This window comes from Pelorhabdus sp. sgz311002, assembly GCF_056134285.1.
On sequence record NZ_JBWBCL010000001.1, the window covers coordinates 385,893 to 401,451 of the forward strand.

Annotated in this window: 18 protein-coding genes and 1 riboswitch; of the genes, 17 read left to right on the plus strand and 1 reads right to left on the minus strand. The window is 42.4% G+C overall.

What is annotated here, in order from left to right:
• Window positions 1-117: 117 nt before the first annotated feature.
• The 16 genes from AC0NJP_RS01970 to yyaC all read left to right on the plus strand — a co-directional run bounded on the left by AC0NJP_RS01970 (window position 118) and on the right by yyaC (window position 14,642).
• Complete coding sequence (locus tag AC0NJP_RS01970) at window positions 118-1,077, plus strand: 4Fe-4S binding protein (RefSeq protein ID WP_474698596.1); 960 nt, start codon at window positions 118-120, stop codon at window positions 1,075-1,077.
• 94 nt (window positions 1,078-1,171) lie between these two features.
• Complete coding sequence (gene nirJ2 / locus AC0NJP_RS01975; protein ID WP_474038332.1) at window positions 1,172-2,155, plus strand: putative heme d1 biosynthesis radical SAM protein NirJ2; 984 nt, start codon at window positions 1,172-1,174, stop codon at window positions 2,153-2,155.
• Between the two features lie 139 nt (window positions 2,156-2,294).
• Window positions 2,295-3,380 (plus strand): hydrogenase small subunit, encoded by a 1,086-nt coding sequence (locus AC0NJP_RS01980; protein ID WP_474698838.1) that lies wholly within the window; start codon window positions 2,295-2,297, stop codon window positions 3,378-3,380.
• Between the two features lie 19 nt (window positions 3,381-3,399).
• A complete protein-coding gene (locus AC0NJP_RS01985; protein WP_474038333.1) occupies window positions 3,400-5,289 on the plus strand; it encodes a nickel-dependent hydrogenase large subunit in 1,890 nt (629 codons plus the stop codon).
• 16 nt (window positions 5,290-5,305) lie between these two features.
• Window positions 5,306-6,046 (plus strand): Ni/Fe-hydrogenase, b-type cytochrome subunit, encoded by a 741-nt coding sequence (gene cybH / locus AC0NJP_RS01990; RefSeq protein ID WP_474698597.1) that lies wholly within the window; start codon window positions 5,306-5,308, stop codon window positions 6,044-6,046.
• Window positions 6,003-6,482, plus strand: coding sequence for a HyaD/HybD family hydrogenase maturation endopeptidase (locus tag AC0NJP_RS01995; protein WP_474698598.1), 480 nt, complete (start codon window positions 6,003-6,005; stop codon window positions 6,480-6,482). The genes cybH and AC0NJP_RS01995 overlap by 44 nt, the downstream gene beginning before the upstream one ends.
• A complete protein-coding gene (locus tag AC0NJP_RS02000; RefSeq protein WP_474698599.1) occupies window positions 6,479-6,865 on the plus strand; it encodes a hydrogenase expression/formation C-terminal domain-containing protein in 387 nt (128 codons plus the stop codon). The genes AC0NJP_RS01995 and AC0NJP_RS02000 overlap by 4 nt, the downstream gene beginning before the upstream one ends.
• The gene (locus tag AC0NJP_RS02005) at window positions 6,865-7,152 is read left to right on the plus strand and encodes a CC/Se motif family (seleno)protein (RefSeq protein ID WP_474038337.1); all 288 of its coding nucleotides are present in this window, start codon (window positions 6,865-6,867) and stop codon (window positions 7,150-7,152) included. Before AC0NJP_RS02000 ends, AC0NJP_RS02005 begins: the two co-directional genes overlap by 1 nt.
• Before the next feature lie 142 nt (window positions 7,153-7,294).
• Window positions 7,295-7,663 carry a chorismate mutase gene (gene aroH / locus AC0NJP_RS02010; protein WP_474038338.1) on the plus strand — a complete coding sequence of 123 codons (369 nt, stop codon included), beginning with the start codon at window positions 7,295-7,297 and terminating at the stop codon, window positions 7,661-7,663.
• A 69-nt stretch (window positions 7,664-7,732) separates the two neighbouring features.
• Entirely contained in the window at window positions 7,733-8,701 is a 969-nt protein-coding gene (locus tag AC0NJP_RS02015) for a glycosyltransferase family 2 protein (RefSeq protein ID WP_474038734.1), read from the plus strand.
• Window positions 8,702-8,772: 71 nt separating this feature from the next.
• Window positions 8,773-8,902: riboswitch (cyclic di-AMP (ydaO/yuaA leader) on the plus strand.
• Between the two features lie 8 nt (window positions 8,903-8,910).
• Window positions 8,911-9,582 (plus strand): C40 family peptidase, encoded by a 672-nt coding sequence (locus AC0NJP_RS02020; protein WP_474038339.1) that lies wholly within the window; start codon window positions 8,911-8,913, stop codon window positions 9,580-9,582.
• A gap of 112 nt (window positions 9,583-9,694) precedes the next feature.
• The gene (locus AC0NJP_RS02025) at window positions 9,695-11,410 is read left to right on the plus strand and encodes an ABC transporter ATP-binding protein (RefSeq protein WP_474698600.1); all 1,716 of its coding nucleotides are present in this window, start codon (window positions 9,695-9,697) and stop codon (window positions 11,408-11,410) included.
• 70 nt (window positions 11,411-11,480) lie between these two features.
• The gene (locus AC0NJP_RS02030) at window positions 11,481-12,410 is read left to right on the plus strand and encodes a metal ABC transporter solute-binding protein, Zn/Mn family (RefSeq protein ID WP_474698601.1); all 930 of its coding nucleotides are present in this window, start codon (window positions 11,481-11,483) and stop codon (window positions 12,408-12,410) included.
• Window positions 12,411-12,446: 36 nt separating this feature from the next.
• Entirely contained in the window at window positions 12,447-13,172 is a 726-nt protein-coding gene (locus AC0NJP_RS02035) for a metal ABC transporter ATP-binding protein (RefSeq protein WP_474698602.1), read from the plus strand.
• Between the two features lie 19 nt (window positions 13,173-13,191).
• Entirely contained in the window at window positions 13,192-14,001 is an 810-nt protein-coding gene (locus AC0NJP_RS02040; RefSeq protein WP_474038343.1) for a metal ABC transporter permease, read from the plus strand.
• 86 nt (window positions 14,002-14,087) lie between these two features.
• A complete protein-coding gene (yyaC, locus tag AC0NJP_RS02045) occupies window positions 14,088-14,642 on the plus strand; it encodes a spore protease YyaC (RefSeq protein ID WP_474038344.1) in 555 nt (184 codons plus the stop codon).
• A 5-nt stretch (window positions 14,643-14,647) separates the two neighbouring features.
• Here yyaC and AC0NJP_RS02050 read toward each other — a convergent pair whose 3' ends face one another.
• The gene (locus AC0NJP_RS02050; RefSeq protein WP_474698603.1) at window positions 14,648-14,869 is read right to left on the minus strand and encodes a hypothetical protein; all 222 of its coding nucleotides are present in this window, start codon (window positions 14,867-14,869) and stop codon (window positions 14,648-14,650) included.
• On the opposite strand from AC0NJP_RS02050, the gene sigK reads away from it, so the two are divergent.
• Window positions 14,868-15,557, plus strand: coding sequence for an RNA polymerase sporulation sigma factor SigK (gene sigK / locus AC0NJP_RS02055; RefSeq protein WP_474698604.1), 690 nt, complete (start codon window positions 14,868-14,870; stop codon window positions 15,555-15,557). The two genes, AC0NJP_RS02050 and sigK, sit on opposite strands and share 2 nt — an antisense overlap.
• Window positions 15,558-15,559: the final 2 nt, after the last annotated feature.

A 15,559-nucleotide genomic window follows, 5' to 3' on the forward strand; every position in this document is an offset into this window, starting at 1 on the left:
AAAACAGCGTATATCTAGAGTATTCAAAAAGAAAAGAGGTGAAAAAACTGCTGCTTTCGCGAAACTTGTCTTTGTTTCGGGGCTTTTGGAAATAGATTCAGTGAGTGGCAGATTTTTATGTGTGCTGCACGAATTCATCAGGAACTATGCTATGCTTTTTGCTATTCTAAATCACAATGTAGTCGCTGTTGCCAAGAATGTCCTAAAGAAGCAATTCGCGCCGATTTTTCTGTTGTTGAAGCCCTTTGCGATGATTGTGGTCTTTGCAGCGCTGTTTGTCCAGCTGACGCTATTTCCCTAAAGGATATTTCGTATGAGACTTGGAGTGCATTATTTAACAGTGATTGCGCTGTAGTCACTTGTCAAAGGCAGGATAGCATAAGCCCATTCGCTTGCTTGGGATTTCTTGATTTTCGTTTGCTTACGGCCAGTATATTGAAATACGGTGCGACTATCGTTGTTCATACCCAAAAATGTTTAGAATGTCGTCCAGCGATCGCGCCTTTTTTAGAAGAACAGTTAAGAACTAGTTTTTCGCTGTTGCCGCAGGAACAGAAAAAAAACTTGATTTGGGGCGCCAAAGCAGCGTCTTATCTTCCTAAGCAAAAGATGGTTTCTCGACGGACTTTTTTTAAAGATCTTTGCGGTTCTTTCGTTAAGACGACGAGTCTATTGTTACAAGATGTCGGGCCTTCAGAACCCATTCGGCGTAAAGAACGACTCCGTGATGTTAATAGTCAATTGGAGTTTCAACCTACTGTTTTTTCCATGCTGAAAATTGATCAGACTTGCACAGGTTGTGGATTGTGTGTAAAACTTTGTCCGGAAAAAGCATTGAAAATTCTGGACTTTGGCCAAGCTATTGAAATTTTAGAAGAGACAAGAAAATGCTCGAAATGCAATCTTTGCATTGATAGCTGTCCGGTACAAGCCTTGGCTTATGATCAGGCGACTACAGAAGAAGTTTCCTTGGCTCGCATTGAATTGCCTCGCTGTGAACAATGCGGCAGTGTATATCAGCCTGTTTCGACAGAATCGGTTTGTTTGGAATGCCGATTTCAACAAAAAAATATCTAAGAAATAGAAACAGGATTGATTCATTTAAAGTCGAATTGTTACCTTATAAGGAAGGTATGAAATTGATTTTGTAAGAAGTTGGGGGGAACCATATTTGATTATTTCCTGGAATACAACACAGGCCTGTAATATTCATTGTTCGCATTGTTATCGCGATGCCGGGACGCGATCTGCTGATGAACTGACAACAGAGGAAGGAAAAAAACTGTTATCAGAAATGGCAAAGGCAGGTTTTAAAATTGTTATTTTAAGTGGTGGCGAACCGTTGATGCGTTCCGATATTTACGAATTGATTGCTCATGCCCGAACAGTCGGGTTGAGGCCTGTTCTCGGCACAAATGGTATTTTGATCACGCCAGACGTAGCAAGTAAATTAAAAGAAGCGGGACTGGCTGTAGCCGGTATCAGCCTCGACAGTTGCGATCCTAACAAGCATAATCATTTTCGTCAAGCAGAGCAAGCTTGGCAGAAAAGTGTTGCTGGCATGGAAGCCTGCCGTGAGGCAGGCCTCAAATTTCAGATTCATACGACGGCTATGAGCTGGAATGAGCCTGAAATTACCGATATTACTGATTTTGCTGTAAAGATAGGCGCTATTGCTCATCATATTTTTTTCCTTGTCCCTACAGGACGAGGCAAAGACATTGAAGCCACTACATTAAAAACAGAACAGTATGAAGCCCTTTTGGGCAGAATTCTTGATAAACAGGGCCAAGTTCCCATTGAATTAAAGCCTACATGTGCGCCTCAATTTATGCGTATTGCCAAAGAAAAAGGGATTGCAATGCGCTATTCGCGAGGCTGCTTAGCTGGCACTGGTTACTGCGTCATTATTCCTAACGGCAATGTGCAGCCTTGTCCTTACTTACCTATTGCTGTGGGCAATGTAAAGGAGAAGGCCTTTGATCAGATCTGGCAGGAAAGCGCTTTGTTTGAAGAACTACGCCATGAGCCATTAAAAGGCGGCTGTGGCGCTTGTGGTTATGATAAAATTTGCGGCGGTTGCCGGGCTCGCGCTTATTATTATTCCGACGGCGATTATCTTGCTGAGGAACCGTGGTGTCACTGTGGACGGTAAAAAATAATTGCTATTTTGTCGAATTAAGCAGGGATTGGTCAAATTTTAAAGAATAACCATATTAGACATTATTTTCAGATTTTACAGCTTTCCTGAGTATGGATATCCAGACTCTTAAATGCAAATGGGAGGGAAAATGATGGAAAACAAAGGAACCTTATGGGATTTGTTTCAAAAGCGTAATGTAAGTCGTAGAAATTTTCTTAAATCCTGTGTCGCTCTCACTGGCTTAATGGGCCTTGGTCCTACGATGATTCCCCAGGTGGTAGAGGCAGCAGAAAACAAGACGCTGCCTGTTGTAATTTGGCTGCACGGCCATGAATGCACCGGTTGCGATGAATCATTTATTCGTTCGACAACGCCGATGGCTTCCGATGTAATTTTAAATATGATTTCCTTGGAGTATATGGATGTGCTTGCGGCAGCGGCAGGTGAACCGCTGGAGCATCATTTGGAAGAAGTCATGAAAACCTATGCCGGCAAGTATATTCTAGCAATTGAAGGAGCCGTCCCACTTGATAATGACGGCATTTCCTGTATGGTAGGCGGCAAGCCCTTTGTCAATAATGTAAAAGAAGTAGCGAAAAACGCGGCAGCCGTCATTCTTTACGGAACTTGTGCTGCTTATGGCGGCGTACAGGCGGCGAAGCCAAATCCAACCCACTCGGTCGGTGCTGGTGAAGTGATTAGCGGTAAGCCGATTATTCGTGTGCCCGGCTGTCCGCCGATCCCAGAAGTTATGACAGGTACGATTATGCATTATGCTCTGTTTGGAGCGCTACCACCTGTAGATAATGACGGTAAACCAAAACAATTTTATGGAAACCGTATTCACGATACGTGCTATCGTCGTCCTTTCTTTGATTCAGGTATGTATGTAGAACAGTTTGATGATGCTGGCAGCAAGGCTGGTTGGTGTTTGTATAAGGTAGGCTGTCGCGGTCCTGTCACTTATAATTCCTGTGGCAATATGCGTTGGTGGAACGGGATTTCCTATCCAATTGAGTCGGGAGCTCCCTGTGTGGGCTGTTCCAATAAAAACTTTTGGGATGCCGATCCATTTTATGCGAGACTGCCTGGAATTCCCGGTGTGAATTCTGTTGCTAATGCTGATAAAGTTGGTATGGCGGCAGCGGCTTTAACAGCAGGTGCTGTAGCTGTGCATGGTATTGCTTCTGTTGTACAGCAAAAAGCAGGGAAAAATCAGGATGAGGAACACAAATAAGAAAGGCTGGTGCTGATATATGCAGCGTATTGTAGTTGATCCGATGAATCGCATTGAAGGTCATTTACGCGTCGAAGTAAAGGTTGACGAAGCGACAGGCAAGGTGGAAGATGCTTTATCGAGCGGCACAGCTTGGCGTGGAATTGAAGTTGTAGTAAAAGATCGCGATCCGCGTGATATCTGGGTTTTTGTTCAACGTATTTGTGGTGTCTGTACGACTTGCCATGCTTTAGCATCACTACGTGCTGTGGAAGATGCCTTAGGAATTGCTATTCCGAAAAACGCCAACTATATCCGTAATATTATGGCAAACAGTCAGGGCGTCCATGATCACGTAGTTCATTTCTATCATCTTCATGCGCTTGATTGGGTAAGTCCTGTAGAAGCTTTGAAAGCTGATCCTGTGAAAACAGCAGCATTGCAAAATACAGTTCTTGACACATACAGTCTGAAAATGCAGGCTCCCATCGAACTAGATACTGACGCCTATCCGAAAGAATTTCCTAAAGCGACAAGTGCTTATTTTAAAGCTGTTCAAGATAAAGTAAAGAAAATTGTTGAAAGCGGTCAGCTTGGAATTTTTGCCGGTCAGTACTGGGATCATCCGGACTATGCGCTTTTACCGCCAGAAGTTCATTTAATGGCTGTTTCGCATTATTTGAACATGCTTGACAGGCAGCGTGATGTTGTAACGTCTCATGTTGTATTTGGCGGAAAGAATCCTCATCCGCACTATATTGTCGGCGGTATGCCTTGCTCAATTTCCATGAATGATATGAATGCGCCGATTAATGCCGAGCGGTTGGCTATTGTCGATGCATCTTTAAATCTTACCATTAATATGATGAACAGTTTCTATGTGCCTGATGTGCTGGCAATTGGTCATCTTTATGTACAAAAAGGTATGGTTGATGGCGGCGGACTAGCAAAAGAACGTGTTCTTGGCTATGGCGATTACCCCGAAGACAGCTATACTGGTATTTCTAATGGCGATTTCCATAAAAATCTCTTACTGCGTTCGAATGGTGTCGTAGAAAACTTTGCCGCTGGCGCTCTAGCAGCGAAAGTAACCATTTTAGAGGGTAAGGATTTTGCCGATCCAGCGATTCTAAATGAAGGCGTTGATCATTCCTGGTATTCCTATCCGCAAGGCGGCGATCTTCATCCTTGGGAAGGCGTTACGAAACCTTCCTTTACCGGCCCGAAAGAAGGAACGAAAACTGCCTGGAAATATCTTGATGAAAACGGAAAATACTCTTGGTTGAAAACGCCGAAATGGCAGGGGAAAGTCTGTGAAGTAGGTCCTTTGGCTCGTTACATTATTGTATATACGAAGGTAAAACAAGGCTTAATCCAGCCAACCTGGGTGGAAAAAATGATCGTCGATCAGATCGACGGCGTGTCAAAATTGTTAAACCTTCCACCGGAAAAATGGCTCTTATCCACAGTGGGGCGTACGGCAGCTCGGGCCTTAGAAGCTCAAGTACAAGCTTATTTAGCAAAATACTACTTGGAAAAACTCGTAAAAAGCATTCGTTCCGGTGATACGAATGTAGCAAATACGGCAAAATGGGATCCGGCTTCCTGGCCGAAAGAAGCTAAGGGGGTCGGCATACATGAAGCGCCACGCGGTTCTTTAGGGCACTGGATTGTAATTAAAGATGGAAAATCAGCGAATTATCAATGTATTGTTCCGTCGACGTGGAATGCTTGTCCGCGTGATCCGAATGGTGCTCACGGCGCTTATGAAAGCGCCATGATTGATACTAAGGTTAAAGTACCAGTAAAACCGCTGGAAATTCTTAAAACAATTCATTCCTTCGATCCTTGTCTGGCTTGTGCAACTCATGTATATAATGCGGCAGGCGAACCGATTGCTGTTGTAAGTACAGACGCTAACATCAAATAAGAAGGGAGGGAGTGCCGTGGAAGAACGCGGAAGAAAACCTTATTATTTATTTAGTCCTTGGCTAAGAATTTTTCACTGGACCATGGTTTGCTGTATGCCTGTTTTATTTTTAACTGGCTTGTATATTGGAAATCCTTTCTTTATTACTAGCCAAGGATTTGAACCGACTTTTGTCGTTGGACGATTTATGTCGATGGAAACGATTCGGTTTGTCCACTTTGCTGCAGCTTATATTTTATTAGCTGCCTTGATTCTACGGATTTACGGCTTTATTATCAATCGCGGCGATCGGCTTTTGCCGCGGTTTTGGACGAGGGCTTACTGGGAAGGTTTCTTCGATACGTTGCAGCATTATTTGTTTTTACGGCGTCGCCATAAACCTTATCTGCGGAATGCTCTGGCAAGAGCCAGCTATTTAGGAGTCTACTGTCTATTGCTTGGTGAGCTTATTACAGGCTTTACCATGTACGCCATGATTCGTCCTAATAGTATGGCAGCTGTGGTCTTGGCTCCTTTAATTAGTCTGGTGAGCAATGAGTACTGGCTCCATATTATTCATCATGTAATAGCCTGGTGCTTTGTTCTCTTTGCTATTGTTCATGTTTACATGGCAGCAAGAGCTGATCTTGTAGAAAATGAAGGTGAGATTTCCAGCATGTTTACAGGCTATAAATATTTGAGTCATACACCAATGGATGCAGGAGAAGTGACAGATGAAAAAGACGATCATTCTGGGAATCGGCAACATACTGCTTAGTGATGAAGGCTTTGGCGTTAAAGCTGTAACTGCATTAGACGAGAAATACAAGCTTTCGGAAGGGGCGGAATTTCTCGATGGCGGCACGCTTGGAATGGATTTGATTCCTTATTTGTCAGAGGCGCAGCGTTTAGTGATTTTAGATTGTATCCAAGGCGGCGGCGAGCCAGGGGATGTCTATGATTTTCGCGGTGAAGCAGTTAACTTATACTTTCAAAATGCTGTTTCTCTCCACGATATCGGTATTCAGCAGGTGCTTGCTATCTTGCAGGTACTGGAAACTCCCTTGGAAGAAGTGGTTGTTCTTGGCGTTCAGCCCCTGAGCCTTGATGTGGGAATGGAACTGACAGATCCAGTGAGCGTTCAGTTGGAGCCTATCTGTAAAAAAACGCTGCAACTGCTAGCTGAGTGGCAGGTGGAGGTGACGATGCGATGAGCTTAGAGCATCAGAATCCTTTAGTTGTTGCTGTTCTTAAAGAAATTGAGGAAAATTTAAAATTGTTTCTTACTGAGCAAAAGGAACACACAATTTTTATCAACAAATTACCGCTTGCCTTGCCGGATCGAGAAGCAATTCGCGACTTTCTAGGCGTTGGTTCACTAACGATTGAGTTGAGTGATTCAGAGGAGCCGGCAAAATGGGTGGAAAGCGCTGTAAGCGGTATTTGGTTCGGTGTGTTTTACAGTGCCTCGCAGGAACCAATTTTAGAAACTATTGAAATTTGTTCTTTTCCAAAAGTTGCGGCAGCGCAAACAGCGGATGTCGAGTTTGGCTTGGCACAATTCAGTCGAAAACTGCAAGAAAAAGAGGCGCTTTAATGGAAATCTCAGTGAGTGATGAAGCGGTGGAGTGGATTCTTGCTAAAGGCGGTAAAGCTCATTTGACAGCTGGGCCGGAAGTTTCTATGTGCTGTGGTACTGTGCAGCTTGAGCCTGAAGCTTTTATCGGAGAACCGAAGAACCTGACTCAGTTTACTGAGCGTGAAATCGGTGGTATTGTTTTGTATGTACCCCAGGCGTTTATATCGCCGTATCCGTTAGAAATTGCAATTAGCCGTTTTTTCGGACGTATTAAACTTGTCGTTAAAGGCTGGAAAATGCTTTAAAAACAACCGGGTAACCCCCGGTTGTTTTTTTATGAAAGTTTGTTCTAGCGCACATACTAAGAAAAAGTCAGACGAGTAGAGCAGGAATGGTACCAAATTGTGTCGAAAAGAGCCAAGATAGATAAAGAAAGGATGATGGAGTTTGCTTCGGGGAATTCGCGGCGCCATTACGGTGGAGAAAAACGAGCAACAAGCAGTAAATGAAGCTGTTGCGGAACTGCTTAGGGCTTTAACAGAGGAAAATCAACTTGATGTAGAAGAAATAGGAGCTGCTATCTTTAGTTCGACTCCAGATTTAACTTGTGCTTTCCCAGCAGCTGGTGCGCGGTTATATGGCTGGGATAATGTTCCCTTATTTGGTACTGTAGAAATTGAGCACCCACAAGCGCCGATTCTTTGTATTCGGTTGCTGCTACTTTATAATACAGAATTGCCGCAAAAAGCCATGCGGCATGTTTATTTGCGGCAGGCAGCACGGCTTCGTCCCGATATTGCCCAGCAAAATGAATAGTGCACGGCATTCGCTAATTTTCTCGTATGCGGCGTATGCCGTATTTTATTTAGTTTTGGAGGGTTTTACATTATGTTAGTATCCGTTGTTGTCCCGGTTTTTAACGAACAGGACAATCTTGCCGTATTTTATTCAGAAGTCGTCAAATATCTCGAACCTTTAGAGTATGATTTTGAAGTTGTTTTTATCGATGATGGCTCTAGTGATGCCACTCCGTTAATTTTGCATCGTATGGCGCAAGAAGATCAAAGGGTCAGAGCGTTTATTCTTGCCAGAAATTTTGGCCATCAAATTGCCTTAAGTTGCGGCCTTGATCATGCGAATGGCGATGTCGTAATTACAATGGACGGCGATATGCAGCATCCGCCGGAAATGTTGCCAGCCCTATTGAAACACTGGGAAGCAGGCTATGAGGTTGTTCAGACGATTCGTGTTCATACGGAAGGCGTTTCTTTTTTGAAAAACCTTACGTCAAGTCTTTTTTATAAGCTGATCAATGCGATGTCAAATATTCACATTTATGAAGGTGGTTCTGATTTTAGACTGCTTGATAAAAAAGTCGTGCAGAGCTTCCGATTATTTAAAGAACGAGCGCGTTTTATCCGCGGCATGATCAGTGATATTGGTTATAAACAAATTCAAATCGAATTTGTAGCGCCCAAACGCTTTGCTGGTGTATCTAAGTTTTCAGTAAAGAAAATGCTGCGTTTTGCCCTTGATGGCATTACGGCTTATTCTAAAATGCCACTGCGGTTTGCTTTTTATCTGGGATTGTTGTTCGGTATAGGAACAATGATTCTTACAGGACATGTCTTATATATTAAATTTTTTACGGAAGAAGCTGTTCCTGGTTGGGCTACTACGGCTGTTAGTATTCTTCTTTTAGGTGGCTTTCAATTAGTTGGCATTGGAATTATTGGTGAATATGTTGGTCGTATTTTTGAAGAGGTTAAACAGCGACCGCTTTACTGGGTTCGGGCCGAATTAGGAGAAAAGACAGTAGTGGAACAGAACAATGTAAAAAATAGGATAAACTAATCGGCGCCTAAAAGACAAAAACTGTATTTTGAGGGCAGGACTTTGGTCTTTTTTGTCGTATATATATTATTGAGTGTAGTAAGCCGAATCCAACTCAGGTACGGGGAAACCGTTTATTGGGGTGAAGCTCATGAAAATGAGCCGGGTCTATTCTTCTTCCCGAACCCGTCAGCTAACCTCGGAGGCTAGTAGAGGAAAGGAGTTAGTCTGTGAAAAAGTTTTTCAGAACCACATTGTTTGTTTGCTTTTTTGTTAGTTTTGTTTCACTCGGTTTTGCATCAGGTGCGTTTGAGGAAGGAGATCAAGGTCCAGATGTGGCCGCTCTTCAAAGTCAACTTGGTGCCCTTGGTTACAATGCTGGTCCTGCCGATGGAAGTTTTGGTTCCCTGACTGCCAGTGCAGTTAAAGCTTTTCAGCGTGATCGCGGCCTTGAAGCCGACGGCGTTGTAGGCTATGCGACTTACCGTGCGTTAATGGGACGAGACATACCGGTTAGCCGTGATTCTTCTAATGTATCTGCGGCTAGAAGAATCATGCAGACAGCCTTAGGGTTAAGAGGTGTTCCTTATTCGTTTGGTGGAACAACTCCGGATGCTTTTGACTGCTCTGGTTTTACCCGTTATGTGTTTAGTGCCTATGGCGTTTATCTGCCTAGAGCGGCTGATGAGCAGTTTAATGTAGGAAGAGGTGTTTCTTACAGTAGACTTCAGCCAGGTGATTTAGTCTTTTTCTCCACCTATGCCGAAGGCGCATCTCATGTAGGAATTTATTTGGGTGGCGGTCAGTTCGTTAGTGCTACTTCCAGTCGCGGCGTAGCCGTTGATTCTTTGGAAAGCAGTTATTGGGGCCCCCGTTACATTGGAGCCAGACGAGTATTGTAGTCAAATGGGAAGGCGTCATCGCCTTCCCGATTTTATTTGCTTTTTTTCGGAAATGCTACTAGAATAGTATTGGCTATGGTAGCATTCTTTTGTTGTTATTTGGAGGACATTCATGGTTAATTTGTATTGGTCTAAATTTATCAGGCCTTATTTTTCTTCAGTATTTTTATCAGTGTTATGTTTTATTTTATCAAGTGCGGCTTCTTTGGCGGCACCTATTGTCATTAAAATTTTAATAGATGGTGCTTTATCGCAAAATGATTTGTCCTTTTTGTATATTATTACAGGATCGATTGTCGCGCTCTATTTTGTCCGTGGCGTCTTTTTCTATTTTTATAATTATATTATGGCAAAAGCAGCTAACAAAATGATTGCACGCATGCGTCAAGATATGTTTGCTACTTTACAGAGTCATGATTATGCCTATTTTCTTAGTAAACCCAGCGGTGAAATTATGTCACTGTTCACAAATGACCTGTTGTTGATTCAGCAAGCTGTTACTTTAGGAATTCCTGATATTGTGGTCGAATCAATTAATGTGATTGCGATTATGATGATTATGATCTACTTCGACTGGCAGTTGGCGCTCGTGACTTTTGCTACACTTCCTTTTATTATTGTAGCAATTAGTTTTTTTAATCGTAAAATAGCTAGACTAGGCTCGCTTGTGGAACATACTCTGGCTAAGATGACTAGCATTGTACAACAGTCGCTGCTATCAGTCATGGTTGTACAAAGCTATGTGCGAGAAGAGTACGAATATAAGAAATTTAGTGAGCAAATTCAAGAAGCGGCTGAAAATCTGTTAAAGGTGCAGCGGATGAATGCCATTTTTATTCCTCTTGTAGAATTTTTAGCAGCTATTGGCCTAACCATTATTATCTGGTATGGTGGTCGCGAAGTCATTCAAGGCGAATTGTCTATCGGCGGTATGTTCGCTTTTCTTGTTTATATTATCAACGTTCCAACTCCTGTACGAAAGATCAGTGAAGCAATCAGCAAAATGAAACTAGGCATGGTTGCTTGGCAACGTATAGAAGAATTGCGTGATGAAAAAGAGCCTCTGCCAGAAGGGACGCTTGTACTTTCGCATGTCCAGGGGAAAGTACGATTTGAAAATGTATCATTTCGGTATCAACCAGATAATGAGATTTTGAAGCAAATTGAGTTAGAAGCAAGTCCTGGTGAAGTGATTGCTGTAGTAGGACCAAGTGGCGCGGGTAAATCTTCTTTTGCTAACTTATTATTGCGCTTTTACGATCCTACATTGGGTAATATTTATCTTGATGATGTAAATATCAAGGAGCTTACCATTCAATCTTTGCGCAGCCATATTGGCTTTATTCAGCAAGATCCCTTGCTTTTTAATGCCACGATTTATGATAATATTCGTTATGGTCGTCCGACGGCGACGTATGAGCAAATTATTGCAGCTGCTAAACTCGCTGACGCGCATGAATTTATTATGGAACTTCCGCTTGGTTATGATAGCAGAGTAGGTGAACTTGGCGGGAATTTATCAGGCGGTCAGAGACAGAGAATAGCCATCGCTAGGGCGATTGTTATGGACCCTAAGATTTTATTGCTTGATGAACCGACAGCGGCGCTTGATGCGCAGGCGGAAAAGCAAGTTATGGCAGCCGTAAGAAAAGTAAGCGGTGGACGGACAACTTTTATTATTACTCATCGGTTGACGACATTAGCGGCTACAGATCGAATTATTTATTTAAGTCAAGGTCGAGTTGTTGAAACGGGAACGCATGAGGAATTGACAGAGCTTGGCGGTTTATATGCTAAAGCTTTGCATTTAGGGGAAATTCAAGTATAATAATGGTGATGAAAATTCCTTTTCGAATCTAAATAAGAACTTTCTTGTTTATGTGAAAGAGGCGCGTAAAATGAAAAAGGTAATCTGTCTCATTATAGTCAGCAGCTTGATTTTTTTATTGAGCGGTTGTGCTGTAACCGGAAATTCTTTTGGTGACAAACGAATTAAGGTTGTTGCATCTGTTTATCCTGTGTATGAATTTGCCCAAGCGATTGGCGGCGACAAAATTAATCTTTCGCTTCTGGCGCCACCCGGTGCAGAACCGCATGATTGGGAGCCATCAGCCAAAGATCTTGTTAAAATTCGTGAAGCAGGTCTCTTTTTATACCAGGGGAACGGTTTCGAGCCGTGGGTTGATAAGATGTTGACACAAAATAAGACGACTTCTTCCGTTGCCGTAAGCCATGATATCGAAACTTTGTCAGGAATTGGCGAAGACGATGAAGAAGATCTTGACGCAGCAGGAAAACCTGTTCTTACAATAGATCCTCATATCTGGCTAGACCCAGTGCTTGCTGTGCAGGAAGCGAATAATATTTGCGAAGCTTTAGTATCGGTCGATCCGGCCAATGAAGCAATCTACCGTAAGAACTTAGAATCACTTACCTTGAAATTGACGGCACTTGATCAAGAATATGCGCAAGCTGTACAAAAGTTTGCGCGGAAGGATTTTGTTACAACCCATGCTGCTTTCGGCTATTTGGCAAAACGTTATGGATTGCACCAAGTACCGCTTATGGGTCTTGCGCCTGACGCGGAGCCTACACCGGAAAAATTGGCTCAAGTTTCAAAGTTTTGCCGTGAGCATAAAGTGAAAGCTGTTTTTTTTGAAACGCTTGTTTCGCCTAAATTAGCCAATATGTTAGGTAAAGAAACTGGTGCTGCAGTTCTTGTTTTAAATCCTATCGAAGGTCTTACTGATAAAGAAACAAAGGCGGGAAATAACTATTTTTCTGTAATGCAGGAGAATTTAAAAAATCTCAAAGCAGCCTTGCAATGAACAGCACTTGTCTTTTAAGATAGAGGAGTCTAGATTATGTGTGAAATCAAATTAGAAAAGGTGAGTTTTACTTATCAGGCCGAAAAGGTTCTTGAAGATGTAACTCTTACGATTTCATCAGGAGAATTTGTCGTGATGGTGGGGCCCAATGGTGGCGGAAAAAGCACTTTAATAAAATTGCTTGCTGGTCTGTTGACGCCCACACAGGGAGCCATTTTGATTAATGGAAAACCAATTCGTGAAGCTCATAAACAAAAACTTATTGGTTATGTACCGCAGAACTATCGGCGTAACACTGCTGATTTTCCGGCTACAGTAGCAGAAGTAGTCGCCTTGGGGCTTTTGTCTGGTCCACTAGGCAGTAAGATACCGGATGCTGAAAAACGACATATTGTGCTTCATACGCTAGACCTTGTTGGTCTGGCCGCTTTGGCAAACTGTCGGATTGGAGACTTAAGCGGTGGGCAGCAGCAAAGAGTTATGGTGGCTAGAGCATTAACAGGCAACCCTTCATTGCTGTTTCTTGATGAACCGACTAGTGGTGTTGATATTCAGGCAAGTGAAGCGATTCATAACCTATTGAGAGAATTAAACGAAAGACTGAATATGACGGTAGTTCTTGTTTCCCATGATATTGAACAAGCTACAGCCTATGCAACCCATGTAGCTTGTATTAACAAGAATTTATGTTTTTATGGTGAAAGAGAGTTATTTCGAACGAGTCATTTAACGAAAAATCATTTATGGTATTATTCCACATAAGAGAAGGAAGGAATTCGCGGTGGATTTCTTGCAATATGATTTTATGCAGCGGGCCTTTATCGCTGGAATTGTTACAGCGATCATCTGTCCGCTTATTGGTATTTTTGTCGTTGTGCGCCGTCAATCTTTGATTGGCGATGGCTTGGGACATATTGCCTTTGCCGGTGTAACTGGCGGTTATTTGCTAGGACTTTATCCTCCTATAGCCGCAGCCTGTTTGACAGTTTTGGGCGCTGTTAGTATTGAATGGATGCGTCAAAGACAAAAAGAATATAGCGATATGGTTCTGGCGCTCTTTTTTTATGCGGGAATTGCTTGTGCTATTATTTTTAGCAGTATGACAAAAATGCCTAGTATCGGACTGTTAAATTTTTTGTTTGGCAGTATTATTACTGTAACAGAGAAAGAGATCATGCTGATCGGGGGCGGGGCTCTATTCGTTTCACTTACAGCTTATCTGTTATTTGACAGACTTATGTTAATGGCTCTTGATGAAGAGGTTGCTCGTATTTCTGGCATTCCGATTGTTGCCATTAATCTTATCTTTGCTGTAATTACGGCTCTTGTTGTGGTCGTAGGTATGACGGTCGCTGGCATTTTGCTTGTTAGCGCCTTGATGATTGTGCCTGTTGCGACAGCGCACTTGTTGCAGAAGGGCTTTCGTAAGACTTTAGTTTACGCCATTTTATACTCTGTTTTAGCAGTGCTTATCGGTCTTACTGCGTCATATCATCTTGATATTGCTCCAGGTGGTACGATCGTAATCAGCGCTATTTTGGAATATATTGTGACTTATTTATTTTCTGTTCTTGCGCTAAAAAGACAATAAGTTTTGCTCTCTTTTCTTGTTATAGAAACACTTTGCTGTCGCATAAATATGATACAAAGTAATAGCGAGAAAGGGGCGGCAAGGCGATGGAAAAATTTAGCCAGTTTTGTTGTGTCAATGATCTGGAAAAAAAAGCGTGTACATATTTATGGAACATAGAAAGAACGCAGGACTTAGTCCTGCGTTCTTTAGTCTGTTTATGTATCGGTTCCGATCGTTATACTGGCGATGCATTAGGTCCCTTAGTGGGAACCTTCCTCCAAGAGAACTCTTGTTATCCTATTTATGGTTCCTTAGATCAACCGGTTCACGGTGGTAATTTGGCAAGCGTTGTGGAAGAAATTCATAAAAGGTATAATAATCCTTTTATTCTTGCCGTTGACGCCTGCCTGGGGAAACATAGTGAAATAGGTAAGATCGAGATTTGGTCAGGAAGCATTACGGCAGGATTAGCCGTAGGGAATCAATTGCCGCCAACTGGTGAGATTTCATTGGTGGGAATTGTAAATGCTGCCAGTGAAAGCAGCCATCTTGTTTTGCAAAGCACTTCTTTAGCGTTAGTAATGAAGCAGGCAAAAAAAATTGCTGCTATTATTCGGCTATTTCAAGATCAGTTAGTAGCAAAACAATTTTTAGTTTAAAATTTTTATTCTGGGAATAAACTATCCCAGTTTAAATAAAGAATCATTAATGCAATCGCAAAGAGAATACCTAAATCACCAATGAATTTTTCCATGTTATACACCTCAGTCAAATTATAAGAAAAAGTGTTTGGAAAAACAAGACCTTTTTCAACAGGACAGACACAAAGCTTCTTGTTTCGCCATAAAATAAACAGATAAATAACGGCGGGGGGCGAGGCTGTCATGTGGGGGCTTACTATATTAGCGGCAGCATTTATTCAGGGAATTACTTTTTTGATTTCTTATGTAAGTCATAATACTTTTCCCATGCCTCTAAGTGAAAAGGAAGAAGAGGCCTATTTACTTCGTTTGAAGCAAGGCGATGAGCAGGCTAGAAATACTCTAATCGAACGTAATTTGCGTCTTGTCGCGCACATTGTCAAAAAGTTTGATAATACCGGCGAAGATATGGATGATCTCATTTCGATCGGCGCCATTGGGCTGATTAAGGCAATCAATACGTTTGATCCGTCCAAAAAGATTCGTCTAGCTACTTATGCAGCGCGGTGTATTGAAAATGAAATACTAATGCATTTGCGTAGTACAAAACGGACTCGCTCGGAAGTCAGTCTCTATGATCCGATCGGAATTGATCGCGAAGGCAATGAAATTACTTTGATTGATGTGCTGGGAACTTCTTCTGATGTTGTAGCTGATGCTGTGGAAACGCGCTGTGAACAGGAACGTTTAGGTAAGGAAATTTCCCGTCTCAGCGGCAGGGAGAAATGGGTGCTGGAAATGCGCTTTGGTGTTCCCGGCGGAGCTAAGAAAACGCAACGAGATATTGCAAAAATTCTAGGGATTTCTCGCAGCTATGTGTCAAGAATTGAAAAGAAAGCCATCGAAGCGATCCGTAGTCAACTGAAAGAATGAAA

Excerpts from the sequence above, each read along its gene's own strand:
- AC0NJP_RS01970 (WP_474698596.1), top strand. The coding sequence starts at position 118 with ATGTGTGCTGCACGAATTCATCAGGAACTATGCTATGCTTTTTGCTAT.
- AC0NJP_RS01980 (WP_474698838.1), top strand. The coding sequence starts at position 2,295 with ATGGAAAACAAAGGAACCTTATGGGATTTGTTTCAAAAGCGTAATGTA.
- AC0NJP_RS01985 (WP_474038333.1), top strand. The coding sequence starts at position 3,400 with ATGCAGCGTATTGTAGTTGATCCGATGAATCGCATTGAAGGTCATTTA.
- AC0NJP_RS01995 (WP_474698598.1), top strand. The coding sequence starts at position 6,003 with ATGAAAAAGACGATCATTCTGGGAATCGGCAACATACTGCTTAGTGAT.
- AC0NJP_RS02000 (WP_474698599.1), top strand. The coding sequence starts at position 6,479 with ATGAGCTTAGAGCATCAGAATCCTTTAGTTGTTGCTGTTCTTAAAGAA.
- AC0NJP_RS02005 (WP_474038337.1), top strand. The coding sequence starts at position 6,865 with ATGGAAATCTCAGTGAGTGATGAAGCGGTGGAGTGGATTCTTGCTAAA.
- AC0NJP_RS02025 (WP_474698600.1), top strand. The coding sequence starts at position 9,695 with ATGGTTAATTTGTATTGGTCTAAATTTATCAGGCCTTATTTTTCTTCA.
- AC0NJP_RS02030 (WP_474698601.1), top strand. The coding sequence starts at position 11,481 with ATGAAAAAGGTAATCTGTCTCATTATAGTCAGCAGCTTGATTTTTTTA.
- AC0NJP_RS02035 (WP_474698602.1), top strand. The coding sequence starts at position 12,447 with ATGTGTGAAATCAAATTAGAAAAGGTGAGTTTTACTTATCAGGCCGAA.
- yyaC (WP_474038344.1), top strand. The coding sequence starts at position 14,088 with ATGGAAAAATTTAGCCAGTTTTGTTGTGTCAATGATCTGGAAAAAAAA.
- sigK (WP_474698604.1), top strand. The coding sequence starts at position 14,868 with ATGTGGGGGCTTACTATATTAGCGGCAGCATTTATTCAGGGAATTACT.
- AC0NJP_RS02050 (WP_474698603.1), bottom strand. The coding sequence starts at position 14,869 with ATGACAGCCTCGCCCCCCGCCGTTATTTATCTGTTTATTTTATGGCGA.